30 protein-coding genes and 1 tRNA gene are annotated in these 24,993 nt (G+C 66.9%); 5 read left to right on the forward strand and 26 right to left on the reverse strand.

Annotated elements, in window-relative coordinates:
* Positions 1-288: 288 nt before the first annotated feature.
* From ACODRW_RS17925 to ACODRW_RS17945, 5 genes are all read left to right on the forward strand, one after another.
* Positions 289-1,521 carry a dicarboxylate/amino acid:cation symporter gene (locus ACODRW_RS17925; protein WP_107800317.1) on the forward strand — a complete coding sequence of 411 codons (1,233 nt, stop codon included), beginning with the start codon at positions 289-291 and terminating at the stop codon, positions 1,519-1,521.
* A gap of 114 nt (positions 1,522-1,635) precedes the next feature.
* Positions 1,636-1,725 (forward strand) — tRNA-Ser (locus ACODRW_RS17930).
* A gap of 118 nt (positions 1,726-1,843) precedes the next feature.
* Positions 1,844-2,221, forward strand: coding sequence for a hypothetical protein (locus tag ACODRW_RS17935; protein ID WP_488906339.1), 378 nt, complete (start codon positions 1,844-1,846; stop codon positions 2,219-2,221).
* A 234-nt stretch (positions 2,222-2,455) separates the two neighbouring features.
* Positions 2,456-2,776 (forward strand): hypothetical protein, encoded by a 321-nt coding sequence (locus ACODRW_RS17940; RefSeq protein ID WP_474454305.1) that lies wholly within the window; start codon positions 2,456-2,458, stop codon positions 2,774-2,776.
* A 199-nt stretch (positions 2,777-2,975) separates the two neighbouring features.
* The gene (locus ACODRW_RS17945; protein WP_235087116.1) at positions 2,976-3,407 is read left to right on the forward strand and encodes an excinuclease ATPase subunit; all 432 of its coding nucleotides are present in this window, start codon (positions 2,976-2,978) and stop codon (positions 3,405-3,407) included.
* A 15-nt stretch (positions 3,408-3,422) separates the two neighbouring features.
* Here ACODRW_RS17945 and ACODRW_RS17950 read toward each other — a convergent pair whose 3' ends face one another.
* From ACODRW_RS17950 to dacB, 26 genes are all read right to left on the reverse strand, one after another.
* Positions 3,423-4,646: a beta-ketoacyl synthase N-terminal-like domain-containing protein gene (locus tag ACODRW_RS17950; protein WP_166451959.1), complete on the reverse strand. Its 1,224-nt coding sequence runs from the start codon at positions 4,644-4,646 to the stop codon at positions 3,423-3,425.
* A gap of 2 nt (positions 4,647-4,648) precedes the next feature.
* Positions 4,649-5,116, reverse strand: a complete 468-nt coding sequence (locus tag ACODRW_RS17955; protein WP_166451958.1) for a hypothetical protein — start codon at positions 5,114-5,116, stop codon at positions 4,649-4,651.
* A 19-nt stretch (positions 5,117-5,135) separates the two neighbouring features.
* Positions 5,136-6,359: a beta-ketoacyl-ACP synthase gene (locus ACODRW_RS17960; RefSeq protein WP_370646580.1), complete on the reverse strand. Its 1,224-nt coding sequence runs from the start codon at positions 6,357-6,359 to the stop codon at positions 5,136-5,138.
* Complete coding sequence (locus tag ACODRW_RS17965; RefSeq protein WP_227104645.1) at positions 6,359-7,084, reverse strand: 3-ketoacyl-ACP reductase FabG2; 726 nt, start codon at positions 7,082-7,084, stop codon at positions 6,359-6,361. Before ACODRW_RS17965 ends, ACODRW_RS17960 begins: the two co-directional genes overlap by 1 nt.
* Positions 7,081-7,539, reverse strand: coding sequence for a hotdog family protein (locus ACODRW_RS17970; RefSeq protein ID WP_488906340.1), 459 nt, complete (start codon positions 7,537-7,539; stop codon positions 7,081-7,083). Before ACODRW_RS17970 ends, ACODRW_RS17965 begins: the two co-directional genes overlap by 4 nt.
* The gene (locus tag ACODRW_RS17975; RefSeq protein WP_227104649.1) at positions 7,536-8,717 is read right to left on the reverse strand and encodes a beta-ketoacyl-[acyl-carrier-protein] synthase family protein; all 1,182 of its coding nucleotides are present in this window, start codon (positions 8,715-8,717) and stop codon (positions 7,536-7,538) included. The genes ACODRW_RS17970 and ACODRW_RS17975 overlap by 4 nt, the downstream gene beginning before the upstream one ends.
* The gene (locus tag ACODRW_RS17980; RefSeq protein WP_488906341.1) at positions 8,714-9,265 is read right to left on the reverse strand and encodes a DUF3261 domain-containing protein; all 552 of its coding nucleotides are present in this window, start codon (positions 9,263-9,265) and stop codon (positions 8,714-8,716) included. The genes ACODRW_RS17975 and ACODRW_RS17980 overlap by 4 nt, the downstream gene beginning before the upstream one ends.
* Positions 9,259-11,604 (reverse strand): MMPL family transporter, encoded by a 2,346-nt coding sequence (locus ACODRW_RS17985; RefSeq protein WP_488906342.1) that lies wholly within the window; start codon positions 11,602-11,604, stop codon positions 9,259-9,261. Before ACODRW_RS17985 ends, ACODRW_RS17980 begins: the two co-directional genes overlap by 7 nt.
* The gene (locus ACODRW_RS17990) at positions 11,604-12,233 is read right to left on the reverse strand and encodes a LolA family protein (RefSeq protein ID WP_488906343.1); all 630 of its coding nucleotides are present in this window, start codon (positions 12,231-12,233) and stop codon (positions 11,604-11,606) included. The genes ACODRW_RS17985 and ACODRW_RS17990 overlap by 1 nt, the downstream gene beginning before the upstream one ends.
* Before the next feature lie 2 nt (positions 12,234-12,235).
* A complete protein-coding gene (locus ACODRW_RS17995) occupies positions 12,236-12,682 on the reverse strand; it encodes an acyl-CoA thioesterase (RefSeq protein WP_488906344.1) in 447 nt (148 codons plus the stop codon).
* Entirely contained in the window at positions 12,682-14,220 is a 1,539-nt protein-coding gene (locus tag ACODRW_RS18000) for an HAL/PAL/TAL family ammonia-lyase (RefSeq protein WP_488906345.1), read from the reverse strand. The genes ACODRW_RS17995 and ACODRW_RS18000 overlap by 1 nt, the downstream gene beginning before the upstream one ends.
* 48 nt (positions 14,221-14,268) lie before the next feature.
* The gene (locus ACODRW_RS18005) at positions 14,269-15,177 is read right to left on the reverse strand and encodes a lysophospholipid acyltransferase family protein (protein ID WP_488906346.1); all 909 of its coding nucleotides are present in this window, start codon (positions 15,175-15,177) and stop codon (positions 14,269-14,271) included.
* Positions 15,174-15,923 (reverse strand): glycosyltransferase family 2 protein, encoded by a 750-nt coding sequence (locus tag ACODRW_RS18010; RefSeq protein ID WP_488906347.1) that lies wholly within the window; start codon positions 15,921-15,923, stop codon positions 15,174-15,176. Before ACODRW_RS18010 ends, ACODRW_RS18005 begins: the two co-directional genes overlap by 4 nt.
* Complete coding sequence (locus tag ACODRW_RS18015) at positions 15,920-16,279, reverse strand: 3-hydroxyacyl-ACP dehydratase FabZ family protein (protein WP_488906348.1); 360 nt, start codon at positions 16,277-16,279, stop codon at positions 15,920-15,922. The genes ACODRW_RS18010 and ACODRW_RS18015 overlap by 4 nt, the downstream gene beginning before the upstream one ends.
* A 19-nt stretch (positions 16,280-16,298) precedes the next feature.
* Positions 16,299-17,630, reverse strand: coding sequence for an AMP-binding protein (locus ACODRW_RS18020; protein ID WP_488906349.1), 1,332 nt, complete (start codon positions 17,628-17,630; stop codon positions 16,299-16,301).
* The gene (locus ACODRW_RS18025; RefSeq protein ID WP_488878471.1) at positions 17,627-18,193 is read right to left on the reverse strand and encodes a COG4648 family protein; all 567 of its coding nucleotides are present in this window, start codon (positions 18,191-18,193) and stop codon (positions 17,627-17,629) included. Before ACODRW_RS18025 ends, ACODRW_RS18020 begins: the two co-directional genes overlap by 4 nt.
* A gap of 1 nt (position 18,194) precedes the next feature.
* Entirely contained in the window at positions 18,195-18,440 is a 246-nt protein-coding gene (locus ACODRW_RS18030) for an acyl carrier protein (protein WP_166451946.1), read from the reverse strand.
* Between the two features lie 2 nt (positions 18,441-18,442).
* Positions 18,443-18,703 (reverse strand): phosphopantetheine-binding protein, encoded by a 261-nt coding sequence (locus ACODRW_RS18035; RefSeq protein WP_488906350.1) that lies wholly within the window; start codon positions 18,701-18,703, stop codon positions 18,443-18,445.
* Complete coding sequence (locus ACODRW_RS18040; RefSeq protein ID WP_488906351.1) at positions 18,700-19,482, reverse strand: lysophospholipid acyltransferase family protein; 783 nt, start codon at positions 19,480-19,482, stop codon at positions 18,700-18,702. Before ACODRW_RS18040 ends, ACODRW_RS18035 begins: the two co-directional genes overlap by 4 nt.
* The gene (locus ACODRW_RS18045; RefSeq protein ID WP_488906352.1) at positions 19,469-20,197 is read right to left on the reverse strand and encodes a beta-ketoacyl synthase chain length factor; all 729 of its coding nucleotides are present in this window, start codon (positions 20,195-20,197) and stop codon (positions 19,469-19,471) included. The genes ACODRW_RS18040 and ACODRW_RS18045 overlap by 14 nt, the downstream gene beginning before the upstream one ends.
* Before the next feature lie 141 nt (positions 20,198-20,338).
* Positions 20,339-20,986 (reverse strand): class I SAM-dependent methyltransferase, encoded by a 648-nt coding sequence (locus ACODRW_RS18050; protein ID WP_227104667.1) that lies wholly within the window; start codon positions 20,984-20,986, stop codon positions 20,339-20,341.
* Positions 20,987-21,185: 199 nt separating this feature from the next.
* Positions 21,186-22,190: an NAD(P)H-dependent glycerol-3-phosphate dehydrogenase gene (locus ACODRW_RS18055; protein WP_488906353.1), complete on the reverse strand. Its 1,005-nt coding sequence runs from the start codon at positions 22,188-22,190 to the stop codon at positions 21,186-21,188.
* 9 nt (positions 22,191-22,199) lie between these two features.
* Entirely contained in the window at positions 22,200-22,643 is a 444-nt protein-coding gene (locus tag ACODRW_RS18060) for an SH3 domain-containing protein (RefSeq protein WP_107800321.1), read from the reverse strand.
* A gap of 13 nt (positions 22,644-22,656) precedes the next feature.
* A complete protein-coding gene (gene secB, locus ACODRW_RS18065) occupies positions 22,657-23,109 on the reverse strand; it encodes a protein-export chaperone SecB (protein WP_107800322.1) in 453 nt (150 codons plus the stop codon).
* 132 nt (positions 23,110-23,241) lie between these two features.
* A complete protein-coding gene (gene grxC, locus ACODRW_RS18070; protein WP_107800323.1) occupies positions 23,242-23,499 on the reverse strand; it encodes a glutaredoxin 3 in 258 nt (85 codons plus the stop codon).
* A gap of 98 nt (positions 23,500-23,597) precedes the next feature.
* Positions 23,598-24,989: a D-alanyl-D-alanine carboxypeptidase/D-alanyl-D-alanine endopeptidase gene (gene dacB, locus ACODRW_RS18075; RefSeq protein WP_488906354.1), complete on the reverse strand. Its 1,392-nt coding sequence runs from the start codon at positions 24,987-24,989 to the stop codon at positions 23,598-23,600.
* Positions 24,990-24,993: the final 4 nt, after the last annotated feature.

Raw genomic sequence — 24,993 nt, forward strand, 5'->3', positions numbered from 1 at the left:
CGTTTCCGCAACACACACTCCGCTGCGAAATTCAAGACTCGAAATACAACAAAGACAAGCGTTCGCTAATTCACTATAATCCCACCCCTAAATAGGTCAACAACTGTCCTACAACTGGCAGCAATGCCAATAAAATCAAACAACAATAACGTAGGCAGGCCACTACATCGGCAACCTTGACACACACGAAGCGGCTGCTCCCTCCACCGGACCGGCGCCGGCATTGTTTCATTGCGAACTTGCCGTGTTGTTATCAAAACGCTCTCAAATACAGGTAGGAACTTCTCAATGCAGTCGAAAAAACTCACAGGGCTGATCCTCATCGGCCTGGTGCTGGGCATCATCACCGGCTATCTCTATCGCGAGAACGCCGCCAGCGAAGCCGACATCAAAGCCTTCGCCAGCAATATCTCCATCCTGACCGACATCTTCCTGCGCCTGATCAAGATGATCATCGCGCCCTTGGTCGTGTCCACCCTGATCGTTGGCATCGCCAAGATGGGCGACGCCAAGACCGTGGGCCGCATCGGCGGCAAGACCATGCTCTGGTTCATCAGCGCGTCCTTGATGTCCCTGACCCTGGGCCTGATCATGGTCAACCTGCTCAAGCCGGGCTTGGCGCTCAACCTGCCGCTGCCGGACACCCACGCCACCAGCGGCATCCAGGCCGGCGCGCTGTCGGTGAAGGACTTCGTCACCCACGCCATTCCCAAGAGCGTGTTTGAAGCGATGGCCACCAATGAGATTCTGCAGATCGTGGTGTTCTCGGTGTTCTTCGGCTGCGCGATGGCCGCTTTGGGCGACCGCGCCAAGCTGCTGATCGACACCATTGACGTGGTGGCCCACGTGATGCTGAAAGTGACCAGCTACGTGATGCTGTTCGCGCCGCTGGCCGTGTTCGGCGCCATCGCCGCCACCGTGGCCAAGGAAGGCCTGAGCATCCTCGCCACCTACGGCAAGTTCATGGCGGAGTTCTACCTGTCCATCGGCATCCTGTGGGGCCTGCTGATCCTGGCCGGCGCGATGTTCATCGGCCCGCGCGTGCTCAAGCTGATGGGCATGATGCGCGAACCGCTGCTGCTGTCCTTCACCACCGCCAGTTCCGAAGCCGCCTACCCCAAGACCCTGGAACAGCTGGAGCGCTTCGGCTGCTCCAACAAGATCGCCAGCTTCGTGCTGCCGATGGGCTACTCCTTCAACTTGGACGGCTCGATGATGTACTGCACTTTCGCCGTCATCTTCATCGCCCAGGCTTACGGCATCGATCTGACGCTGGCGCAGGAAATCTCCATGCTGCTGATCCTGATGCTCACCTCCAAGGGCATGGCCGGCGTGCCGCGCGCCTCGCTGGTGGTGATCGCCGCCACCCTGGCCCAGTTCAACATTCCGGAAGCCGGCCTGCTGCTCTTGCTGGGCATCGACCACTTCCTGGACATGGGCCGCTCCGCCACCAATGTGGTGGGCAACTCCATCGCCACCGCGGTGGTGGCCAAGTGGGAAGGCGAGCTGAAAAAACACTGAGCATGGTCTGCTCCGTTGAACGCGCCGCCCCTCCGGGCGGCGTTTTTTATGGCTAGCTGCGACAAGGCTATTGACAGGAAATCCCTTGCCCAATAGAATGCCCCACTCTGAGTCGGAGAGGTGGCAGAGTGGTCGAATGTACCTGACTCGAAATCAGGCGTACGTGCGAGCGTACCGAGGGTTCGAATCCCTCCCTCTCCGCCAGACCAAGCAATTAAGCCCTTGAGAAATCAAGGGCTTTTTTGTTTTGTTCTTCCGCTTCTCCCCCGCCCCGTTTGCGCCTACCATTACAGCCTTCCGCACCCGTCCAAGCCGCAGCCGCATGAATCATCTGGTCAACTACGTCAACGCCATCCTGAACGCGCCCTCCCCGCGCCGCGCGCGCCTGGACGGCTCAAGCCGGAACCGTTGGACGGATCAGGGCTATACGGTCGTTGCAGAGCAGTCCACCTATGTTTTCGACGATGGCGCAATGATCCAGCGGACGACGGAACAGGACGATTACCCGGCCGAGGCCGCCTGCGCCGAGTGCTGGATTCGTTACGAAGTCGTCAGCCAGCCGTCCGGCGACGCCATCCAGCCCGGCCATATCAGCTTCAACAACGCCTGCCGCGAAGCTTTCTGGCGGCGCTACTTCTCCCCGGAGCCATCGGCCGCGCCTGCTTGCAGGCCTTGCCCCCCGCCAAAGCCGCTGGCTTGACCCTCCATCCCCAATCAGTAACAATCGCCGCGTGCCGCCTCATTCCGCGGCATTTGGGTGTAGCAGCCTGAAAGCGTCAGACTCGCCACAGACCGGCCCCACCAAGGCAGGCGGTGGCGGGGAGGCGCACGCGTGCGCCTGCCGGTGTGTCTGTGCGGCCGGTCTGCTACCCTCGTCATTCGCCTGCCGTATCCGCGTAGCAGCGCGCGGCAGGCTTCGCACAGGAGTCTTCCGATGACGCACCAAACCCGGCGCTATCGCGCCCTGCTGTCTCCCTCTCTTCCCCTGAATACGCTGCTCTCCGAATTGCGTCCGTTCAACAGCGTGGCGCCGGCCTCGCTGAAACGGCTGGAAAGCCGGCTGTACGCCCGCGAACAAAGCCTGCGCAGCGCCATACGCGATCTGCGCAAGGGCCACGAAAGCCTGCGCGCGGTATTGGCGCTGCTGGAGCAGGCCAAGGAACAGCCCTGCCCCTGCAATGTGCTGCATCTGACGCTGGAGCCGGCGCAGCAGTGGTTGCAACACGGCCTGGACGCGCTGCAGGCGCGGCCTTGAAAGTGTCCGCGCAGGACTGACGCCGCGGCAGCGCGCGCGTAAGGTCACGTCCGGAAACGCGCCGTTTCAATGTTAATACTGTCTTTGGAATGGGCTGCGCGCGCGAGTACACTGCGGGGCCTCGATATCGACGCGGCGGCGCGGCAGACGCGCCGCCGGCGTCGTTCATCAGCCTCTTAACAGCCGAATCGCCAAACCCATGACTCTGCACAAACGAATCGCCTCTCTGCTGCTGGCCTGCGCGCTGGCGCTGCCCGCCGTCGCCCACGCCGCGGATGAAAAACTGATGCTGTCCATCGAAGACGCGCTGAACAGCGATCTGGCCAAGGAAAAGCTGGACCCTAACATCGCCTTCCGCTTTGCCCGCGGCGGCAAAGGCAAGGTGCTGGGCGAATGGGTGAGCAATAAAAAGACCAATAGCTTCGGCAAGGACAACGCCGCCGCCTGCCAGCGCGCCTTCATTTCCGCGCTGCTGGAGTTCCAGGAGCGCGCACGCAAGGAAGGCGGCTCCGCCGTGGTCAATATCCGCAGTTATTACAAGTCTGAGGAGATCAGCAACGCCAAGGAGTATATGTGCGGCAGCGGCTTCTTGATGGCGGGCGTGGCGCTGAAGGCGCAGGTGCTCAAGTAAGTCTGAAGCGGGGCCTCAAAGCCCCGCGCGGGAGAACACCAGACAGGCGTTGGCGCCGCCGAAACCAAAGCTGTTGCACAGCACGCTGTCCAACTGGGCCGGCCGAGCGTGCCGAACAAACGGCAGGCCGGCCAGGCAATCGTCCAGCTCGCCGTATTGCGGCGAGGCGGCGACAAAACCGTGGCGCATCATCTGCAAGCTGAAGATGGCTTCCATTGCGCCGGCCGCCGCGATCGCGTGGCCGGTCAGGCCCTTGGTGGAGGAGAAGGCGGGCACGGCCTCGGCGCCGAACACGGCCCGGACGGCCTCGATTTCGACGCGGTCCCCTTGTGGCGTGCCGGTGGCGTGGGTATTGATGTAGTCCACCCGTTCCAGACCGGCGTCCGCCAGCGCCAGCCGCATGCAGCGCTCTGCGCCCGCGCCGCTGGGTGCCACCATGCTGTGTCCGTCGCTGCAGGCGGCGTAACCGGACAGTTCGGCAATGATGGGGGCTTTGCGCGCCAGCGCGTGTTCCAGCGCCTCCAACACCAGCACGCCCGCGCCGCCGGCGATGACGAAGCCGTCGCGGTCCGCGTGATAAGGACGAGACGCGGTGTCCGGCGTCGACGCGTCGCCGTCGGCCAGCACGCCCATCACGTCGAACAGCACCGCGGATTGCCAGCTCACTTCCTCCGCTCCGCCCGCCAGCATCACATCCTGTTTGCCGAACTGAATCTGTTCGAAAGCGTAGCCGATGGCGTGCGCGGAGGTGGCGCAGGCGGAGGTCACGCCCAGGCTGAGCCCCTGGACGCCCAGATGGGTGGCCAGATTGGCGGATACGGTGTTGCCCATGATCTGCGGCACGTAATAAGGCGTCAGCCGGTGAATGCCGCGGCTGGCCAGAATCGCCATCGCCTCGCTCAGCTTGGCCGTGGAGCCCACGCCGGAACCGACGACCAGGCCGGTGCGCGGGTGTTGCAGGACGGAAGCCGGCAGCCGCGCATGAGCAATCGCCTGCTGGGCGGCGTGCCAGCCGTACAGGGCCGCGTCCGCCATGAAGCGTTGCAGCTTGCGCGGCGGCAAGGCGATGTCGTCGCGGCGCGGCGCGCCGGCCGCCCGGCTGTTCATGCCGAGCTCGGCGAAATCCGGCCGCGCGGCGACGCCGCTGCGGCCGTTGCGCAAGGCCGTCAGCGCCGTTGCCTCATCGTTGCCGATGGGGCTGGCCAGACCATAGCCGCTGACGACGACGCGACGCTTCATGCTCAAGGCGCGATCTGGTTGGCCGACGCCTGGATCTCTTGCACCATGATGGAGACCCAGCGGTTGTAGTTGGGGTGGATCAGCACGGTGCCTACCGGCGCTTTTTCCGCCGCGCCGCTATAGTTTTTGTTCTCGCTCTTGGTTTCCACGTTCAGGTTGTTGGCGGACAGGTATTTGACGCTGTAGCGGTCCGCGCCGTAGCTGATGGCCACCTTGGCCTGATGCTTGCCGCGCACGTCCAGGCTGGCCAGCAGCTTGCCTTCGCCGTCGGCCACCACCACCCAGCCCTTGCTGCCGGCGCCGGCGATGATGGCGCGACGCAACATGTCCGCGGTCATCGGCTTGCCGTCCATGCGCGCCACCAGTTGGTCGGTCACGTCGCGCACCGGCACGCTGGCCGGCGCGGCCTGCGCCGAAACGGCGGTCATCGCCAAAAGCAGGGCTGCAATATAAGCGCGTAGTTGACGCATGTTTTCTCTCCTGGCCGCTTTAACCGGCCTGTTTCAAAATCAGGGATGTGTTGATGCCGCCGAAGGCGAAGTTGTTGCTCATCGCATATTCGACATCGGCCCGGCGGATGGCCCCGGTCAGGTAGTCCAGTTCGCCGCAAGCGGGGTCCACCCGGTCCAGGTTCAGTGTGGGCGCCAGCCAGCCTTCACGCAGCATTTCCACCGTCAACCACACTTCCAGCGCGCCGCAGGCTCCCAGGGTGTGGCCGAAATAGCTTTTCAGCGAGCTGATCGGCGCCCGCCCCAGCACGGCGGCGGTGGCCTGGGTTTCCGCGATGTCGCCGCGGTCGGTGGCAGTGCCGTGGGCGTTGACGTAGCCTATCGCGCCGGCGGACAGGCCGGCGTCGTCCAGCGCCAGCCGCATCGCGCGCGCCATGGTCGGCGCTTCCGGCTGGGTGATGTGGCTGCCGTCGGAATTGGTGCCGAAGCCGCAGATTTCGGCATAGATGGCGGCGCCGCGCGCCAGCGCGTGCTCGCGTTCCTCCAGCACCAGGGTGCAAGCGCCCTCGCCCACCACCAGGCCGTCTCGGTCGCGGTCGAAGGGCCGCGGCGTATGCGCCGGCTCGTCGTTGCGCTGGCTGGTGGCGTACAAGGTGTCGAACACCGCCGCGCCGCCGGCCGACATTTCCTCCGCGCCGCCGGCTATCATCATGTCGCAGCGGCCGAAACGTATGGTTTCATAGGCGTAGCCCAGGGCCTGGCTGCCGGAAGTACAGGCGCTGGCAGTGGGAATCACCCGCCCGGTCAGACCGAAGTACAAGCCGATATTGACCGCGGCGGTGTGGCTCATCATCTGGATGTAGCTGGTGGAGGTGACGCCGGCCATGGAGCCGGTGGCCAACATCTGGCCGAAGGCCTGTATCGGCGCCACGCTGCCGGACGAGGAGCCGTAGGCCACGCCCATGCGGCCGTCCTTGATGCAGGGGTCTTGCAGCAGGCCGGCGTCCAGCAGGGCGCGTTCGGTGGCGCACACCGCCATTTGCGCCACTCGTCCCATCGCGCGGGACATCTTGCGCGGATAGTGGGCCGGCAGCGCGAAGTCGTCCACCGGCGCGCCCAGGCGGGTGTTCAAATCCGGAAAGCCGTCCCACTCCGGCATGGCGCGCACGCCGTTGCGGCCGGCCCGGATCTTGGCCGCGATGGCGGGCCAGTCATGGCCTAGGCTGGTGATGCCCGCCATGCCGGTGATCACGACGCGGCGCATCAGACAATGCCTCCGTTCACGCCTATCACCTGGCGGGTGATGTAGGCGGCGCCGTCGGACATCAGGAAGGCCACCAGGGCGGCCACTTCCTCCGGCCGCCCCACCCGGTTCATCGGCACCATCTTCAGGGCCTCTTCCACCGGAGCGCCCTCCAGGATATCGGTGTCGATCAGGCCCGGTGCCACGCAGTTCACCGTGATCTTGCGGCTGGCCAGCTCCACCGCCAGCGCCTTGGTGGCGCCGATCAGGCCCGCCTTGGCCGCGCTGTAATTCACTTGCCCGCGGTTGCCCATCACGCCGGAGACGGAGGACAGGGTGACGACGCGGCCGCCGCTGCGGGCGCGGACCATGGGCATGATCAGCGGATGGGTCACATTGTAGAAACCGGCCAGCGAGGTGTTCACTACCAGGTCCCAGTCTTCGCCCTCCAGCGCCGGGAAGGCGTTGTCGCGGGTCACGCCCGCGTTCAGCACCACGCCCCAGAACGCGCCGTTGGCGGCGATGTCCGCTTCGATGGCCGCACGCGCGGCCTCGCGGTCGTTGACGTCGAATTGCATCAGCGTCGCCGCCGCGCCCTCCGCGCGGGCGGCCGCTGCCACGGCCTCCGCTTCTTCACGGCGGCTGCGACAGTGGATGGCCACGTCGAAGCCGTCTCTCGCCAGTTGCAAGGCCACTGCCCGGCCTATGCCTCGGCTGGATCCGGTGATCAGGATTCTTTTTTTCATTGTGCGCTGCTTTCCTGCAGAAATAAGGCGAAATCTTCCGGTTCGAACACATTGATGGTGGCCTCGGCCAGCCGGTCTTCGCCGCAGGCGATCTCGCACAGGAAGGACCCCATGCCGGACTCGTCGCGATAGACCGGGCTGGCGGTCACCCGCAGCGGCCGCCCGGCGGCGAACGCCGCGCAGGCCGGCTGGTAACGACGCGTGCCCAACAGCACGCCCTGCTTGACCGGCAGCCCCGCCTGGCGCGCCGTCAGGCCCACCCAGGCGGCCACCGCCTGGGCCATCAGTTCGATGCCGATGTAGGCCGGCATATCGCCGGCGGCGTCCGCGTACCATGCCGCCGCGTCCGGCGTGGCGAGCGCCTCCAGGCCTGCGCTGTCGTAGCGTTGCACCGCCTCCAGCAGCAACATGCCGCCGCGGTGCGGCAAGACTTCGGTGATAGCCGGTAACATCATGCGTGTTCGTTCTCGTCCGTCGCTGTTGCCGCCAGCAACAGCGACACGTTATTGCCGCCAAAGGCGTAAGAGTTGCTCATCACCAGCGGCCGCCCCGCGGGCAGCGCAGCGCCGGCTTGCGTCAGTTTCAGCGCCGGCAGGGCCGGGTCCGCCGCGCCGTCCCAGACATGCGGCGGCAGCCGGCGCCGGCTGTCGCTCAGCACCAGCCAGCCGAAGCCCAGCTCGGTGGCGCCGGCGGCCCCCAGCAGGTGGCCGACCAAGGGCTTGGTGGAACTGGCCGGCACGCCGTCGGGAAACACCCGCCGCATCGCCAGACTTTCCATTTCATCATTCTTGACGGTGGCCGTACCGTGCAGATTCACGTACCCCACCTGGGCCGCCTCCGCGCCGGCCATTCGCAAGGCCCGCCTCATCGCCTCCTCCGCGCCGCGGCCTTCCGGGTGCGGCGACGACATATGCCAGGCGTCGCTGCTTTCGCCGTAGCCCAGCAAGGCCACCGGGCCCGGCTCGCGGCTGGCGATGAACAAGGCGGCGCCCTCGCCGATATTGATGCCGCGGCGTCGCGCGCTCATCGGCTGGCACAAGACGGGACTGACGGACTCCAGGGCGGCGAAGCCCTGCCGGGTCAGCTGGCACAGGCTGTCCGCCCCGCCGCAAATCACCGCGTCGCACAGCCCCTGCGACAATAGCCGCGCTGCGGCGGCCACCGCCTTGGCGCTGGAGGAACAGGCGGTGGAGACCACATAGGCGACGCCGTCCAGCCGCAACAGCTCGGCCAGGAACAAGGCCGGGCTGCCCATTTCCTGCTGTGCGTAATCGTAGCGCTCCGGCCGCGCCTGCCCGGCCGCCTCGGCGGCGACCGCCAGTTCCGTCTCCAGGATGCCCGAGGTGCTGGTGCCCAACACCACTCCGATCCGATGACGCCCGTAACGCGCGGCCAGCGCCTCCACGCGAGCGCGCAAGGGCTCCAGCGCGGCCAGGAGCAGCCGGTTGTTGCGGCTGTCGTAGCGGGCCAACTCAGCCGGGATCTCCGGCAGCGCGCCCGCCACCCGGCCCACCACCGCGCCGGCCTCCTCGCACATGCCGCCGCAGTCGCCGGCCAGCAAGCGCCGGTGGATCTCCGGCAGCTCGCGGCCCAGCGCGTTGATCATCGCCAATTCGTTCAGATAAACCGTCATTGAGCCTCCGCCTCCGGCGCCATCGCCGCCAAGGATTCGATCTCCAGCGTCATGCCCAGCTGCGGCAGCCGGACACGCCGTCCCTTGGGCGTCGGCGCGTCGATCAGCAGGGTTTGGTCGCCGTTCATCAGCCGACGCTGGCCGTCCGCCGCGTGCAGCCACCAGGCGGGCACGCGGCCGAAGCCGTCCAGAACGGCGGCCTCGGGCAGGTGCAGCCATTGCGCCAGGGCCAGCATCGCCGGCCCCTGGTCGCTGACCCGACGGCCGAACGGCGAGCTCGCGCTCCAGCGTCGGCCGTCCCAGCCGGCGCTCAGCAAGGGCTGGCCCAACGGCGACAAGGCCGCCAGCGACAGCCGCTGCCCATCGGCCTCCAGCTGCAGCAAGGACAGTTCGCGAAAACCGCTGCCGCTCGCCGTCACCAACTGGCTGGCGTTATAAGTCTCGGCGGGTTGCCGCAGACAGTAGGCCGGGGTTTGCGGCAGGCGGACGCAATGGCCGCCGCCGGCGCAAGCGGCGAGCAAGAACAGCAAGGGCAGCAGTTTCAACATGACTCGGCCCTTCCCGTGTCCCCGGTCTTGAACAGGGTCACCATAGGCGCCAGCAGCACCGCCAGGCCCACGCCTATCAATTGAGTCAAACCGAAGCTGCTGACTGCGGGGGTGGCGCTCGCGGCCAACAAGCCGAAGGACAGCAAGGTGGTCAAGGCCGACAGCCCCACCGCCAGCAACGCCGCCTGCTGATGATGACGGCGGCCCTCCTCCACGAAGATCGCGTAGTCCACGCCCACGCCCAGCACCATCAGGAAGCCGAGCACGACGAAAAGATTGGCGCTCACGCCCAGCCAGCCCAGCGCGCCCAGGGTGAACAGCACCGCCAGGCTGACCGGAGCGGCCAAGAGCAGCGCGCGCCGCCAGCCGTAACGGCGCTGCATCAGCGCCACGATGGCCAGCAGCGACAACGCGAACATCAGCGTGGAGGCCTCGCGGAACTGGCGGAACAGTTCGGACACGCTGGCGGCCTTGTCCACCAGCGTGACGCCGTCCAGCCCTTGCGCCGCTTGCCGCAAAGCGTCCAGCTTGCGGAAGTCGCCCGGCATCACCGCCATGCGCCAGACGCCGTCGTGCCGCCCCAGCCACAGGTGGCGCAGCGGCGCGGCCAGCGGCTGAGCCAGCAGCGTTTCCGCCGTCAAGGACGGCCCCGGCCGCGCCAGGCCGGCCAGATAGCCGCCGGCGATCTCGTCGCGCACGCCGGCGTCCTGCAGCACTTGCCGACCGGCGCGTCGCATCGCGTCTTGCAGCAGCGCGTGGTCGGCCTGTTGCCGCTCCGGCGGCGGCAGCAAGCTGGACAAGGATTGATAGCCTTGCAGCTGACCGGCGCTCACCAAGGCGTCTAGGCGGCCGTCCAACTGCCGGCCCAGGCGCAGCAAGGCGGCTTCGCTGGGCGCTTCCAGCAGGAAGAACTGGCGGCTATTGCCCTGCCCCGCCAGCTCTCGAATCAAGTGTTCCTGCGCCAGCAGTTCAGCCGAGGGCCGAATCAACTGATGCACATCGTCGTCCGCCTGCAATCGAGCCAGCCCCGGCAGCGACAGCGCGCCCAGCGCCAGCAAGAGCGCGGCCAGGCGGCGGCCACGCATGAATTGGCAGTAACGGCCGAAAGCGCGGCCTATCGGCGGCAGAATGCCCCGCGCCGACGCCGGCGCGGCCTGGCGCACAAAGCAAGGCACGCACCACAGCACGGTCAGATAGGCGCCGACCAGGCCGGCGCTGGAGAAGAAGGCGATCTGGCGCAGCCCCGGAAACGGCAGCAGAGCCAGTGCGCCGTAGCCCAGCAAGGTGGTCAGCAGCCCCATGCGGATGGCCGGATGAATGGCGGCCAGCGCCCGCTCCACGTCCCAATCCGGCCCGTCTTGCAACTGGCTGGCGAACAGATGGGTCGAGTAGTCTATCGCCACGCCGATCAGGCTGGCGCCCATCACCAGGGTCAGCAAGTGCAACTGGCCGTACACCGCCAGGGTGGCGGCCACCGCCGTCAGCGTGCCCGCGGCGATCACCGCGCCGGACAAGGCCAGATGGCGCAGCCGGCGGAACACCAGCAACATCAGGCCGATGACGGCCGCCATCGACACGCTGCCTATCCTGTTCATTTCCGCTTCGGCGCCGCCGCGCGCCTCGCCGGCGAACAGCACCGCGCCGGTGGCGGCCAGCTGGCCGCCGCCGGCGTCCGCCAGCGTGCGCAGTTCCGCCACTTCGCGGCTCAGGACTTGCTGCAGCGCCGGATCGTAAGCGTCGCCGTTCAAGGGCGCGCTCAGCAAGCGCCAGGACACGCCGTCTCGCTCCGTCGCCAGCCAGCCGTCCTTGATCTGCAACGACGACTTGGCCATAGGCAGCGCGGCCAACACATTGCCGAACAGGCCGAAGGGATCCTCCGCCAGCGGCAGGCCGAAAGCGCCCTGTCCCGGCAGGCTCAAGCGGCGCAGCAACAGGGTTTCCAGATACGCTTGCGGGTTTTGCCGCAGCCCCTCGCGGTCGGCGTCGGTCAACAGGCCGTGGCGGTAAGGGGCGTAAGGCCGCAACAGGCGCGCCGGGTCAAGGTCGCCTATTTTCCCTTGCACCGAGCGCAAGGCCGGCAGGGCGCGCAGCCGGGCGGCCGCCTGTTCCGCCAGGCGGCTGGCCTGGGCCGGATCGCGATGCCCCACCATCACCACCAGGCGCTCGCCCGCCTTGGCCGCCAGTTGCGCCAAGGCGCGCTCCACCTCGGGTTGGCGCGCGTCGTCCGGCAGCATCGCCAGCATATTGGTCTGCACCGGCAAGGGCCGCCCCAGATAGGGCAGCAGCGAGGCCAGGCACAGCAGCATCAGCGCCAGCCAGCCATAAAAGCGCTTGCGCATCAACGCCCTCCCAGCAAGCGGCTTTCCTCGGCGCTCAGCGGGCTTTGCGCATCAATCCGGCTGAAGCGGATCTGCGTGCTGTCGCCGCCGGGCTCGGTCAGCGACACGCGTTCCAGCTGCGCGGCGCCGGAAAGCTCCACCACGCCCAGGCCTTTTTGCAAAGGCCCCGGCTTGGGCTTCAGCAACAGGGTCCAGGCGGCGTGACTGCCCTTGGCCTCCACCGCGAAGTGCTGTTGCAGCAAATTCCTGTCCCCGGCCAGCAAGCCGCGGAACAAGCCCTCCACCGAGCCGATGCCGGGGATGTCGCGGCTGGCCCGCTCGCGGCGGCTGCCGTCGGGCAGCAGTTCGCTCACGCCCTTGGGCGTCATTACATAGCCCAGTTGATACGGTTTGACGATGGACCAGATCACGCCGTTTTCACGCGACAGCACCATGCGTCCGGACAGCTGCAGCGGCTTTTTCAAGGCGGCCATCTGCCGGCTCTGCGCAAAATCCGCGTGCAAGACCGAGTTCGCCGCCAGCTTTCTGGAAATCTGGCTCAGCAAATCCTCGGCCTGCGCCAGCGGCGCAAGCCCGGCCAGCAAGAGCGCCAGCAAGCCGCCTGCGCGGCGCGTCCACGGTTTCAACATCGTCATTCCTCGCATGGGATGCCCAGTTTGTTCCACAACACCGCCGGCGTGACGAACTGCAGCGCCATGCCGTCGGCCAGGTCCAAGGCCACTTGTACGGTGTGGCCCTGAGTCAGTTTTTCGCCGCTGAGGGCGTCGCGCAGTTGGTAAACCACCTTGAGGCGGTTTTCGTATTCCGTCAGTTGCGCGCGCGCGATCACCCGCTGCCCGTAGCGGGCCGGGCGCACGTATTTCAGATAGCACTCGGTCACCGGCCAGGCGTAGCCGGAATCGCGCATCTGCGGGTAGTCGTAGTCGAAGCTGCGCAGCAGCGCGGTGCGCGCCAGTTCGAAGTACTTCACGTAATGACCGTGCCAGGCCACGTGCAGCACGTCCACGTCGTGGAAGGGAATCTCGATTTCGATCTCCGCCGCCGGCAAGGACGCGGCCGCTTTAAGGTCCGCCGCCATCAGTACAAGCTCCAGGCGCGTTGCTGAATCCGCTCTATCGCCAGGCGCAGTTCGCCGTCCTGACGGCGGTCCTCGTCCAGGAAGGGGGACAGCGTCTCCAGTTCGGCCACGAAATCGCCCAGCGCCGGCGGCAGCCGGCTGATATCCAGCTCGCCGGATTGCCGCCGCAAGCGCACGCCCTGCGCCGCCGCCAGCGTCAGGCAGGCCGCCACTTGTTCGGTCAGCTGCAACACGCGCAGCGCGTCGCGCGCGGCGATGGTGCCCATGCTGACCTTGTCCTGGTTGTGGCATTCGGTGGAGCGGGAGAACACCGAGGCCGGCATGGTCAGCTTCAAGGCTTCCGCCGCGCAGGCCGAGGCGGTGATCTGCACCGCCTTGAAGCCGTGGTTGATCGCCGCCCGTTCGCCGCGCGATCCGGACAGATTCTGCGGCAGGCCGTGGTTGTAGCGGGTGTCCACCAGCAGCGCCAGTTGCCGGTCCATCAGGTCGGCCAGATTGGCCACCGCGTTCTTCATGCCGTCCATGGCGAAAGCGATATGGCCGCCGTAGAAATGGCCGCCGTGCAACACCCGCTCCAGGTCCGGATCGATGATGGGGTTGTCGTTGGCGCTGTTCAGTTCGTTCTCGATGTCGCGGCGCAACCAGGGCAAGGCGTCGCGCAGCACGCCGATGACGTGCGGCGCGCAGCGGATGGAGTAGCGGTCTTGCAGGCGGATCTGTTCGCGCGCTTCGCCGCCGTCGTCCAGATCGGTGTAGATCCAGGCGGCCACCTGGTTCTGGCCTTCATGCGGCTTGACCGCGAACAGCTCCGGCGCGAAATGGCCGCGATTGCCTTTCAAGGCCAGGCAGGACAGCGCGGTCAGCCGCGCGCTCAGCCGGGTCAGGTATTCGGCGCGGGCGAAGGCCAGGCAGGCCAGGCCGGTCATCACCGCCGTGCCGTTCATCAAGGCCAGCCCTTCTTTCGGCGCCAGCGTCAGCGGCGGCAGGTCCAGTTCGGCCAACACCGCCGCCGCCGGCCGCACTTGGCCCCGGTAGCGCACTTCGCGCTCGCCGCACAAGACGGCGGCCACATAGGACAGCGGCGTCAAATCGCCGCTGGCGCCCACCGAGCCCTCGGCCGGAATCAGCGGCAGCACATCGTGCCGCAGCAAGGCGGCCAGTCTTTGCAGCAATAGCCAGCGCACGCCGGACACGCCCTGGGACAGGGAGTTGAGCCGGGCCAGCAGCACCGCGCGCGTGGACGCTTCATCCAGGTAGTCGCCCAGGCCGCAGCCGTGGTAGCGCGTCAGATGCAGCGGCAGCTCCGCCACCAGCGCGGCGGGAATCGTCACCGTGCAGTTGTCGCCGTAACCGGTGTTGACGCCGTAGACTTCGCCGCCCTCGGCCAGCAGGCCGGCCAGGAAGGCGGCGCCGCGTTCGATGCGTTCCGGAAACGCGCCTCCGGCCAACTCCACTTGCACTTGTCCCTGCGCCGCCGCGCACACGTCTTCAATCGTCAAACGTCCGGCGCCCACGCTGAGCGCCTCCTTGCTCTTCATCACTACGGACTCTTTCTCGCCGCGCCACGCGGCAGCTGTCGCTTCCGGCTAAGCGCGCCAGAAATCGTAAAAATTGAACCATTGCAGCGGCGAGCGCCGCGCATGCCAGGCCAGGCGATCGGCGTAACGCTGAATCGTCCACCGCAGGGCCTCGCCGCGCTCGCGGCGCGGCAGGCGGAGCCGTTCCTCGAACGGCTCCAGCGTAATGTGGTAACGCCGCTGCCGTTTGAGGCAGAACAGCAAATAGACCGGACACTCCAGCAGGCTGGCCAGAATCCACGGCCCTTCCGCGAAGGCGGCGGAGCCGCCCAGGAACTCGGCGCGCTGCACTCGTCCGTTGTCGCTGGCCGGGGTGCGGTCGCCGACGATCACCACCCACTCGCCGTTGTCTATCTTGTCCTTGAGCAGGATGGCGGTGTCCACGCCCATGTCCTGCACCTGGATCAGGTTGACGGCGTAGTCGCCGCTGGCCGCCGCCAGCAAACGGGAAAACCGCGCGGCGTGCCGGGTGTAGACCACGGCGTTGACCCGGCGCGCGCCGGCCGCGTGTCCCAGCGCCCGGCACATTTCCAGATTGCCCAGGTGCGAGCCCACCAGCAGCGCCCCGCGCCCGCTCGCCAACAGCGCCCGCATATCGTCGCTGCCCGGCGCCGCCACCGCCTCCGGCGGCAGGCCTCCGGCCCAGGCCGCCATTTTGTCGGCGGCGGCTTCGGCGAAGCTGTAGAGATGGCGGTAGACGTCCAGCGCGCGGACGGGCGACGGATCGCCGTCGGCGGCGCGCGCGCGCCGCAGAAAATCCCTCGAGGCAACGCGCGCGGCGCGGCCGGTGAGAAAGAAATAGGCGACGATGGGATAGAGCAGCAGCCGCACCGAGCGCGCGCCCAGCAGGCGGTAGAAGCCCAGCAGGATTTTCATGCCCAGCAGCGAGCCGCGCTCCGCGGTGCCAGCCCAGCTCATGCGCGCGCCTCGCGCCAGCGACGGCTCAGCAAGCGCGGCGCGCGCGGCAGCATGCCCAAGGCCAGCCGGGTGTGCATCAGGCTGATGCGGGCATTGTCGCGCAGGGCGTCGAAATGGGAGAGGCCGCCGCTTGGATACGTCACCCTGGTCGGCAGATTGAGCACCGGCGCGCCGGCCCAATGCAGACGTACGATGATCTCGATGTCGAAATCCATCCGCCGCGGAATGCGGGTTCGCCGCAGCAAGGCCTCCGTCGCCGCCAGCGGGTAGCAGCGGAAGCCGCACATGGAATCGGCGATATCGAAGGACAGCGTTTCAATCCAGACCCAGAAATGGGTCAGATAGCGGCCGTATAGACGAGCTTTGGGCACGCTGGCGTCGTACAAGGGACGGCCGGCGATCACCGCGTCGGGCCGCTCCGCCGCCCGCGCCAAAAAACGCGGCACGTCGCTCAACGCGTGCTGACCGTCCGCGTCCACTTGCAAAGCGTGGCTGTAGCCTTCTCGGTAGGCCAGCCGCATCCCATGCATGACCGCGGCGCCCTTGCCGCCGTTGCGCGGCAAACGCAGCAGACGCACCCAGGGCTCCGCGCGCGCCAGCGCCTCCAGCGTCTGCCGGGTGGGTTCGTCGCTGCCGTCGTCCACCACCCAGGCGGGCACGCCGTAAGGCCGCAGCCGCTCCAAGACTCCGCCCATGGTGGAGCCGTGGTTGTAGCAGGGAATGATCAGACAGGGACGGAAGCTCATTGCGCTTGCATCCGCAGCCGGCCGGAAGACATTTTCCGGCCCGCCACTTCATAGACGAAATTCAGGCGGCCATTGGCCGCGTCCAGTTGCAACACCAGTTCCAAGGCGTCGCCCGGCCGGACGATGCCGGTGAATTTGATCTGATCCATGCCGGCGAAAACGCCGGCGCAGCCCAGGGTCCGGGCGGCGATGCGCGCCGCCCAATGCAGCTGCACCACGCCGGGCAGCACGGGGAAGCCGGGAAAATGGCCGTCAAAGCAGGCCGCGTCCGCCGCCAGCGGGATGGACACGCGGCAGACGTCCTCCGTCTGTTCCAACACGGAATAAGAGGGCGTGAAAGCCTGCGAGGGGGTCATTGCGCCAATACCTTCCAATTCAAAACAATCCCGGCATCGCCGCTCGGTCCGGCTTGCCGCGTTCGGTCTGCGGCAGAACGTCGACAAAGCGCCAGCGACGCGGCAACAGCACCGGCTCGTACCAGGCCGCCAGATAGCGCCGCAGCGCCTGCTGCGTCGCCAACTTGCCCAGGGCGGCGAGTTGCGCCCTCCCCTGCGCCGACAGCGCGACGACGGCGCACAGCGTGTCGCGCCGCGCCGGCAGCACCAGCAGCGCGGCGGCGTCCAGCCACGGATGATCGGCCAGTCTTTGTTCCTGCTCGCCCAGCGACAGCCTTTTTTCCGCCAGTTTCACCACGCGATCGCGCCGGCCTTGCAAGAGAAAGCGGCCGTCCGGCAAAAACTCGGCGGCGTCCGACGCCAGCCAGGGCGCGTCGTCGGGCAGGAAGGGCGACACGATCCGCAACGCGCCTTCCTCGCCGACGGAGCAGCGCACCGAGGGCAGCGGCGTCCAGGCGCGGTCGCCGTCGCTTTGACGGCGCCAGGCCACGCCGCCGGTCTCGGTGCTGCCGAAGATCTCCAGCGGCGCCTGGCCCCCGGCCGCGGCAAACGCCGCGGCGGCGTCGGCCGGCAGCGGGCCGCCCGAAGACACGCACAGCCGCGTGCGGGACAGCAAGGCCGGCAGGTCGATCAGCTCGGGCAGCCGAGACAGCTGCGCCGGGCTGCCGATCAGGGTCACCTCGCCCAAGCCCGCGGCGGCCTCCAGCAAATCCTCTGGCAGGAAATGCGGCGACACTTCGAAGACCCGGCCGGCGCTCAACGGCCACAGCAGACGGAACAGCAGCCCGTAAATATGATGATGCGGCACCGTCGCCAGCACGCAGGCGTCGCCGGCTTGCGCGCCGAAACTGCGCTCCAGCACCGCCACCTCGGCCGAGAGCTGCCGCAGGCGCTTGACGATGGACTTGGGCTCGCCGGTGGAGCCGGAAGTGAACAAGGTCAGCCGGCAGCGCTCGCCGTCCAGCAGGCGCGCCGCTGCGGGCGCGCCCGGCGAAGCCATCCGCGCCCGCAGCGCGGCGTCGTCCAGCGCCTCGTCGAAAGACTCCGCCAGCCCGCTCAAGGTGGCGGGCAAGGCGTTGTTGGGCACCATCGCCTCCGCGTCCGCGCGCCAAACCGCAAACAGCGCGACGGCGAACAGCCAGGCGTCCGCGGCGATCAGCGCATAACGCCGGCCGGGCTCCAGCGTGGCGGCCACGCCGGCCACCGCGTCGCTGAAGTCGCGCCACGTCAAGGGCCGCCCGTCGCGCAAAGCCGCCACCCTGTCCGGGTCGCGGCCGCCGATCAACACGCTCTCCAGAGCCAGCGCGCTCATGCCCGCGCCTCGGGAAAGCGCCAGCGCCGATACAGCCATTCGACGGCGAACAAGGCGCCCATCAACAGATAAGACGCCAGGCCGTTGTACCAGAGCCAGAAGTCCTGCCCCGCCGGCAAGGCGGTGTACAGGGCCGCCGCGGCGTTGAAAACGAAAAACCCGCACCAGACGCGGGTCACGCGCCGGGTGTAGGCCACGCCTTCCGGCGGCAAGTCCGGCGTGATCTGACGGGCGAAGCGCTCAATCATCGTGGGCGGATGACGCAGCGAGTGGGCGAACACCCACAGCATGGACAGGCTGATGAACGCCGGCGTCAAACGCAATAGCAAGGCGCTGCCGGTCAGGGCCACCAGGGCGGACAAGACGATCATGCCCAGCAAGGCGCCGCGCTGGGCCGCGGCCAGGTCTCGCCACAGCGCGCGGCTTTGCCGCCGGTAGCGCAGCAAGAACAGCAGCAGCAAGGCGGCGCCCACCGCGCGGGGCGGAAAATATTGCAGGCCCAGAAAAACGGCGAGCGGATAACAACAAGCGCCCAGCACCGCCAACAGGCGCGTCGCCGGCATCTCAGGCGGCCAGCAGCTGCTCGACCGCGGTGATCACGTCATCCACGGTCCGCACCGTTTTGAATCCATCCGGCTTGATGCGTTTGCCGGTCAGTTGCTGCAGCTTGATCGCCAGGTCCACCGCGTCGATCGAGTCCAGCTCCAGATCGACGAACAGATTGGCCTCCGCCGTCACACGCTCCGGCTCGATTTCGAAAGTGTCCTGCAGAATGATCCTCAGTTCATTCAGAATTTGCTCACGGGTCATTCTCATGCTTCCTGTTGCGTTGCGACAAAGCGAGCCAGGCTGGCCACCGAGGCGAAATGCGCCTTGGTGGCGGGGTCGTTGGCTTCCAGCTTCACCTGGTATGTCTTTTTCAATGCCACGCCCAATTCCAGCGCGTCGATGGAATCCAAGCCCAGTCCTTCGCCAAACAACGGCGCTTCGGCGTCGATATCCTCGGCGCCCATGTCTTCCAGTTCCAGGGCCGAAATGATCAACAACTTGATTTCATGTTCCAGCGCACTCATGTCCAGCTTTCCTTCCTTGCCAATGTTTGGCTGAAATAATCTTGCAAGGCCTCGCTCAAACGGCGGGAGGCCAGCGACGGCTGCGTCTCGGCCGGCAACAGTTCCGCCAGGGCCAGCGGCCGGCCGGCGTCCAGGCCGAAGTCGAAACGCCGCGGCGGGATCTGATGCCAACGCTTGTCCTTGGTCAGCGTGGACGGGCTGCAACTCAGCGTCACCGGCAGAATGGGAGCCTGAGCCGCCAGCGCGATATGGGCGGCGCCGCGTTGAAACTTGAGTTCGCGCCCGGGCACGGTGCGCGTTCCCTCCGGGAAGATGAGCAAATTGTCGCCTCGTCGCAGCGAGGCGGCGCAATCCGCGACCAAGCTCCCGGAATCGTCGTTGCGGATATAGCCGGCGGCGCGCACCACGCCGCCCAGAAAGGGGCTGTCCCACAGCGCGGCCTTGACCACGCAATTGGCGTTGGGCATGCGGGCGATGATCGCCACCACATCGATCAGCGTCGGATGATTGGCCAGCACCAGCGTGCCCCGCGCCTGTTCCAGCCGCCCCTCGCCGCTCATGCTCAGCCTCATGATGCCGCTGAGGCGCATGAAGCCGATGAACAAGGCGAAAGCGCGCTGGATGATGGCCCGCGCTAGCCGCTGGCGACGGCCGTTGCGATTGGGCACCAGACGCAAGGCCGGAAACACCACCAGCGTCAGCAGCAAAGCGCCCTCGCTGAACAAGGAGAAGGCCAAGGCCGTCATCAGCAAGCGCCAGCCGTAACTAAGCCCCCTCACGGCTCAGCCTCCAGCCGTTCAGTTCCAGCTGCGTCCGTCCGCCGGCCAGTCCGTGCGCCAGCCAGGCCGGCTGCGGCCAGCCTTCCGGCGCGCGCGCGCGCGCGTCCTGCCGCAAACTCCAGCGCGGCGCGCCGGCCCGCAGCAGCAAGGCCAAGCCCTGGGGTTGGTCCAGTGCGTCGTCGGCGCCTTGATAGAACGGAAGCAGGGGCAGATCCGCGAACAGCAGCAGCACCGGTTGCGCGGGGTCTTCCGCCGCCGTCAGCGCCGCCTCCAGCAGGCCGTAGCCCAATGTACGTTCTCCGGCGGCCACCGCCGTCGCCGCCGACTCGTCGCGCCGCAACAAGGACAGCGTGCCGGCAATCGCGTTATGCACGGAAAGCCCGAACACCGTGGGGGAAACCGGAGAGTCCGCCGCGATGTCTTCCAGCATCAAATGCGTGCGGTTGACCTCGCCGTGGCGAGAGGCGAACACCAGCTTCGCCGTCGGCGCGTCCGCCGCGCACGCTTGGGCCAAATGCAGACAGATGCGCGCCAGCGGACTCAAGCGCCGCCGCTGCGCCGCGTCGACGAAACGGCAGTCCGGATACGCAATGGGCGCCTCGGCCGCCTGCAACGGCCGTTGCGCCCAGTCGGCGGCCGACTCGCGGCCCGGCATCCAAGCCGCCCAACGCTGTATCGCCAACGTCGGTTCGCCGCTCATTGTCACTTCCGCCATCCACAAGCCTGTCAATCAAAAAAAGGAGCGTATTCTAAATTGTTCACACTCAGCCAACAAGCAAACAAGCATACGGCATTAAACAATGGTTACGAATCCGTCCCATTTTGTCGCAAGCGCAACAAAAACGCACCCGCGGAATTAAACGGCCGGTTTGATCGCCACCGCGTTGACCAGCGTTTCCTCGCGCTTCTGCGGCACTTTGAAGCCAAACCACTCCAGCGCGCCCAAGTCCGGCCGGCTCCACCACAAATAGGGCATGGACACGCGCGCGGCCGGCAGCTCGAAACCGGCTCCGCGCAACAAGCCCAGGTATTCGTCCGCGGTTTTCTGGATGTCCATCGGATGACGGAACAACAAACGGATAGGCAGCGAGTGGATGTAGCGCTTGGTCGATTCGGCGAACAGCAGCACCCCGCCCGGCTTCAGCACCCGGAAAAACTCCCGCATCGCCGCCTCCTGCTCCACCAGATGATGGAAGCTTTGATGGCAATACACCATGTCGAAGCTCTCGTCGGCGTACTCCATGCGCGAAGCGTTGCCGAAGGCCAGCGTCACTGCGCTCGAGCAACGATCGGCGGCCGGACGCGCCCGCTTCTCGATGTCCGGGTCCGCGTCCAGCGCCACGATCTCGTCCGGCGCGAATCTGCGGGCCAGTTCGTCAAAGGAATGTCCAAACCCGCACCCCACGTCCAGCACCCGGGCAAACGCGCGCCGCGGCGGCATCATCCGCTCCAGATCGTTCAGCGCGCGCCGCAGCACATGCACTTTCCAGGTGGCCGTATTCAAGAACCAATTGCCAAAACGCGTTTCTTCAACAAACGGAAAAGTATTCTGCATTCTCAGATTCAAGCAAGGTATCCAACAAAAGCAGCCAGCCTCTCGCCCTAGGCCCCATCGACTCGGGCAAAAGGAAGGGCGCGCTCGCCGCAAGGACAAAAAACAGCCGCCAAGGCGGCTGTTGTCGCACTCAATCAAACCGGGGGAACTACTGCAACAAGTCGCCCGCCTCCGACTTGGGCGAACGGCTCAGCAACTCCTGCACCACCCGCTGCGGATCATGCCCCTGGTAGAGCAGGCCGCAGACCGCGGCGGTGATCGGCATATCCACTTCCAGCCGCTCCGCCATGGTCAGCACTTCGCGGGAGGTGGCCACGCCTTCGGCGACATGGCCCAGCTCCTGCAGCGCTTGCTGCAAGGGCTTGCCCTCGGCCAGCTTCAGGCCCACCTGGCGGTTGCGCGACAGCGCGCCGGTGCAGGTGAGTATCAAATCTCCCATGCCGGCCAGGCCCATCATGGTGTGCTGGCTGGCGCCCAGCGCGGTGGCCAGGCGGGTGATTTCCGCCAGCCCGCGGGTGATCAGCGCGGCGCGGGCGTTCATGCCGTATTCCAGGCCGTCGGCCACGCCGGTGGCGATGGCCATCACGTTCTTGACCGCGCCGCCCACTTCCACCCCCACCAGATCGGCGTTGGCGTACAGACGCAGCAAGGGGCTGTGCAGATCGCGCGCCACTTGCCGGGCGAAGGCTTCGTCGTCGGAGGCGACGGCCGCCGCCGCCGGCAAGCCCTGGGCCACTTCGCGGGCGAAGCTGGGGCCGGACAGCACGCCGCAGCGGTGGTTGGCCGGCAATTCCTCGGCCACCACTTGGTGCGGCAGCAGGCTGGAGCCGGCCTCGAAGCCCTTGCAGGCCCACAGCAGCGGCGGCAGTTGCGAAGACAGCGCGGTCAGCGCCCGCAAGGTGGGCCGCAAACCGGCCATCGGCGTGACGATGAGGATGAGTTCGGCGTCGTGGATGGCGCGCGGCAGTTCCGCGGACAGCTTGAGCGCGTCCGGAAACGGGCAATCGGGAAGATAGCGCTGATTGACGCGCTTGGCGGCCAGTTCGGCCACCTGGTTGGCGTCGCGCGCCCAGAGCGTGACTTGATGGTGACGGGCGAAGGCGATGGCCAGGGCGGTGCCCCATGCGCCAGCGCCCAGGATGGCCAGTTTCATGCGTAGCCCTTACAAGCCCCAGAGGTCGGTAATACGAGCATAGCCGATGCTGCCGTCGCGGTGGCGCACTTTGACCCAGCCGCCCTTGGGCGGCTCTTGCAGCTCCACCACGCCGTCCTTGGGCACGGTGTAGGCCAGCGGGCCGTCGTTGGCCGGCGCGGCGCGCACTTCCGCCTTGTCGGCGGTGATCAGCAGCCAGCGCTGCTTGGACAGCGCGGCGGCCGGAATCCAGGCGATGCCGCCGGTGGCGTCGCGCACCCGCGACCATTCCTTCTGGCTGCTCAGCACTTCCACCGGGTAATAGCGGCTCACCACGAACAGTTTCTTCGAGGTGAGCGTCGGCGCCTCGTACAGCGCCACGCCGGTTTCCTTCACCGAGCGAAACTCAAGTGCGGCGGCGCCGTGGGACAGCAGGCCCAGGCTCAGCGCCAGCGGATATACGAGGCGTTTCATTGCTTGCGTCGCCTCAGGCGTTGCCGGCTTCGGCCTGTTGCGCGCGTTGCTGCATGTACAGGGCTTCGAAGTTGATCGGGGACAACAGCACCGGCGGGAAGCCTGCGCGGTTCACTACGCTGGACACGGCTTCGCGCGCGTAGGGGAACAGGATGTTGGGGCAAGCCACACCCAGGATGGGGTCGATGTCTTCGGCCGGCACGTTGCGGATCTGGAAGATGCCGGACTGGCCCACTTCGCACAGGAACATGGTTTTTTCCGGCAGTTTGGCGGTCACGGTCACGGTCAGGGTCACTTCGTAGAAACCGTCGTCCAGCTGTTTGCCTTCGCTGGCCAGCTGCATGTCGATTTCCGGCTGTTCTTGCTCCAGGAACACCTGCGGCGCGCTAGGCACTTCCAGGGACATGTCCTTCACATAAATTTTCTCGATGGAAAACGCCGGCTGCAGCTCTTGTTGTTCGCTCATCTCTTTGTCTCACACGGAGGCCGCTCGCAAGCGGCCGGTTTTGGAATGGTTAAAACAGGCCTGCATCATCGCACGAAAGCGGTTCAGGGCCAACCGCCCGCAAGCGCGCGGTTTGATCGCGGGCAAGCCGGCTCAATCGGCCAGCAGCAGGTCCAGCTTGCCGGCCTGGTTCAGCGCCACCAGGTCGTCGCAGCCGCCGACGTGGGCGTCGCCGATGAAGATCTGCGGCACGGTGCGGCGGCCGGTCAGATCCATCATCTTGTCGCGCTCGACCGGGTCCAGATCGATGCGGATTTCCTTGATCTCGGCCACGCCTTTGGCGGAGAGGATTTGCTTGGCGCGGATGCAATAGGGGCACACCGCGGTGGTATACATGGTTACGGGTTTCATCGATGGCTCTCGCGGAATCGGGCGCTCCGGCGAGGAGCGCGCAAAACCCGATAGTATACTCCCGCCGCGCGCGCCGAAACCGTCAATCCGCCATGTTCTTACTTGGACGCCTCGAAGCGGTCGATCAGATCGGCGACGATCTGGTCCATCGCCTTGCCCATCTCCGGCGCGCGCGGGCTGTTGACGATCACCGCCAGCGCCAGCCGGCGGCCGTCCGCGCCCAGCCAGTAGCCGGCCAGCGCCTTGACGTCCTTGAGGGTGCCGGTCTTCATCCGCAGCCGCGGCCCTTGCTCGGCGAAGCGCTTGCGCAAGGTGCCGTCCTCGCCGGCGATGGGCAGGCTGGCCAGGAATTCGCTGGCGTAGGGGCCGCGCGCGGCGTTGAGCAGCACTTGCCCCATCAGGCGCGCGCTCACCCGCTCCCGCCGCGACAGGCCGGAGCCGTTTTCCAGCACCAGGGTTTCATCGGAAATGGCGTTGGCCGCCAGCAGACGCCGCACCGCGTGCTCGGCGTTGGCGCGGGTGTCCTCTCCGCCGCCGCCCTCCTTGCCCAAGGTCAGGAACAAGGTGCGCGCCATGGTGTTGTTGCTGTATTTGTTGATGTCGCTGATCGCCACGGTCAACGGCTGGGAATCGTGACCGGCCAGTTCGCGCGCGCCGGCCGGCACCCGCCCCAGCCCCGCGCCCTTGGGCCCGGCGCCGCCCAGCGCCTGCCACAGGGCGGCGAAGTCCTGACTGGCGAAGGCGTCGTGGTCCAACACGTTGACGAAGGTCTTGGCGCCGTCGCAACTGGGCGGCAAGGTGCCGCTGACGGTGACTGAGCGCACGTCGTTGGCGATGCTGACGTAGCGGCGCACGTCGGAGCAATCGTTCGCGCCGCCCTGGCCGCCGGCCTGCAGCTTGGCGTTGACGCTGACGCCAGCCAGCGGCGGGTCCAGCGCCACGCGCGCGCCGTCGGCGTCGACGTAGAAATTGAGCCAGGCCACTTTCAGATTGGTCAGATGGCTGTCCGGCTCCACGGTGAAGGCGCGGCCGGCGTCTTCGTCGAAGTCGCGGGCGCTGGACACGCCCTTGAAGGCGCTCTTGTCCAACACCAGCTTGCCGTCTATCCGTTGCACGCCGCGCAGCCGCAGGCCGTACAGCAGATTGAGCAGGCTGTCGTTGTTGAAGCGCGGGTCGCCGGCGCCCAGCCAGTAAAGGTCGCCTTGCAGCGCGCCGTCTCGCAGCGGAGCGGCGGACCACAGCCCGGTATGCCAGCGATAACCGGGCTTGAGCAGATTCAGCGCGCTCCAGCTGGTGATCAGCTTCATGGTGGAGGCCGGGTTGACCGCACTGTCGGCGCGGTGGCCGGCCAGCGTCTTGCCGCTTTCCACCGGCGCGGCCCAGACGGCCACCTCTTCCGGTTTGAGACCATGCAGGTCCAGCGCGCAGGCCGGCCATGCCGACAGCAGCAGGCAAGCCGCCATCAGGGTTTGTTTCGTTTTTGCTTTCATTGGG

Source organism: Chromobacterium sp. FG89 (genome assembly GCF_057808735.1).

Excerpts from the sequence above, each read along its gene's own strand:
- ACODRW_RS17925 (WP_107800317.1), top strand. The coding sequence starts at position 289 with ATGCAGTCGAAAAAACTCACAGGGCTGATCCTCATCGGCCTGGTGCTG.
- ACODRW_RS17935 (WP_488906339.1), top strand. The coding sequence starts at position 1,844 with ATGAATCATCTGGTCAACTACGTCAACGCCATCCTGAACGCGCCCTCC.
- ACODRW_RS17940 (WP_474454305.1), top strand. The coding sequence starts at position 2,456 with ATGACGCACCAAACCCGGCGCTATCGCGCCCTGCTGTCTCCCTCTCTT.
- ACODRW_RS17945 (WP_235087116.1), top strand. The coding sequence starts at position 2,976 with ATGACTCTGCACAAACGAATCGCCTCTCTGCTGCTGGCCTGCGCGCTG.
- ACODRW_RS17950 (WP_166451959.1), bottom strand. The coding sequence starts at position 4,646 with ATGAAGCGTCGCGTCGTCGTCAGCGGCTATGGTCTGGCCAGCCCCATC.
- ACODRW_RS17955 (WP_166451958.1), bottom strand. The coding sequence starts at position 5,116 with ATGCGTCAACTACGCGCTTATATTGCAGCCCTGCTTTTGGCGATGACC.
- ACODRW_RS17960 (WP_370646580.1), bottom strand. The coding sequence starts at position 6,359 with ATGCGCCGCGTCGTGATCACCGGCATGGCGGGCATCACCAGCCTAGGC.
- ACODRW_RS17965 (WP_227104645.1), bottom strand. The coding sequence starts at position 7,084 with ATGAAAAAAAGAATCCTGATCACCGGATCCAGCCGAGGCATAGGCCGG.
- ACODRW_RS17970 (WP_488906340.1), bottom strand. The coding sequence starts at position 7,539 with ATGATGTTACCGGCTATCACCGAAGTCTTGCCGCACCGCGGCGGCATG.
- ACODRW_RS17975 (WP_227104649.1), bottom strand. The coding sequence starts at position 8,717 with ATGACGGTTTATCTGAACGAATTGGCGATGATCAACGCGCTGGGCCGC.
- ACODRW_RS17980 (WP_488906341.1), bottom strand. The coding sequence starts at position 9,265 with ATGTTGAAACTGCTGCCCTTGCTGTTCTTGCTCGCCGCTTGCGCCGGC.
- ACODRW_RS17985 (WP_488906342.1), bottom strand. The coding sequence starts at position 11,604 with ATGCGCAAGCGCTTTTATGGCTGGCTGGCGCTGATGCTGCTGTGCCTG.
- ACODRW_RS17990 (WP_488906343.1), bottom strand. The coding sequence starts at position 12,233 with ATGTTGAAACCGTGGACGCGCCGCGCAGGCGGCTTGCTGGCGCTCTTG.
- ACODRW_RS17995 (WP_488906344.1), bottom strand. The coding sequence starts at position 12,682 with ATGGCGGCGGACCTTAAAGCGGCCGCGTCCTTGCCGGCGGCGGAGATC.
- ACODRW_RS18000 (WP_488906345.1), bottom strand. The coding sequence starts at position 14,220 with ATGAAGAGCAAGGAGGCGCTCAGCGTGGGCGCCGGACGTTTGACGATT.
- ACODRW_RS18005 (WP_488906346.1), bottom strand. The coding sequence starts at position 15,177 with ATGAGCTGGGCTGGCACCGCGGAGCGCGGCTCGCTGCTGGGCATGAAA.
- ACODRW_RS18010 (WP_488906347.1), bottom strand. The coding sequence starts at position 15,923 with ATGAGCTTCCGTCCCTGTCTGATCATTCCCTGCTACAACCACGGCTCC.
- ACODRW_RS18015 (WP_488906348.1), bottom strand. The coding sequence starts at position 16,279 with ATGACCCCCTCGCAGGCTTTCACGCCCTCTTATTCCGTGTTGGAACAG.
- ACODRW_RS18020 (WP_488906349.1), bottom strand. The coding sequence starts at position 17,630 with ATGAGCGCGCTGGCTCTGGAGAGCGTGTTGATCGGCGGCCGCGACCCG.
- ACODRW_RS18025 (WP_488878471.1), bottom strand. The coding sequence starts at position 18,193 with ATGCCGGCGACGCGCCTGTTGGCGGTGCTGGGCGCTTGTTGTTATCCG.
- ACODRW_RS18030 (WP_166451946.1), bottom strand. The coding sequence starts at position 18,440 with ATGACCCGTGAGCAAATTCTGAATGAACTGAGGATCATTCTGCAGGAC.
- ACODRW_RS18035 (WP_488906350.1), bottom strand. The coding sequence starts at position 18,703 with ATGAGTGCGCTGGAACATGAAATCAAGTTGTTGATCATTTCGGCCCTG.
- ACODRW_RS18045 (WP_488906352.1), bottom strand. The coding sequence starts at position 20,197 with ATGGCGGAAGTGACAATGAGCGGCGAACCGACGTTGGCGATACAGCGT.
- ACODRW_RS18055 (WP_488906353.1), bottom strand. The coding sequence starts at position 22,190 with ATGAAACTGGCCATCCTGGGCGCTGGCGCATGGGGCACCGCCCTGGCC.
- ACODRW_RS18060 (WP_107800321.1), bottom strand. The coding sequence starts at position 22,643 with ATGAAACGCCTCGTATATCCGCTGGCGCTGAGCCTGGGCCTGCTGTCC.
- secB (WP_107800322.1), bottom strand. The coding sequence starts at position 23,109 with ATGAGCGAACAACAAGAGCTGCAGCCGGCGTTTTCCATCGAGAAAATT.
- grxC (WP_107800323.1), bottom strand. The coding sequence starts at position 23,499 with ATGAAACCCGTAACCATGTATACCACCGCGGTGTGCCCCTATTGCATC.
- dacB (WP_488906354.1), bottom strand. The coding sequence starts at position 24,989 with ATGAAAGCAAAAACGAAACAAACCCTGATGGCGGCTTGCCTGCTGCTG.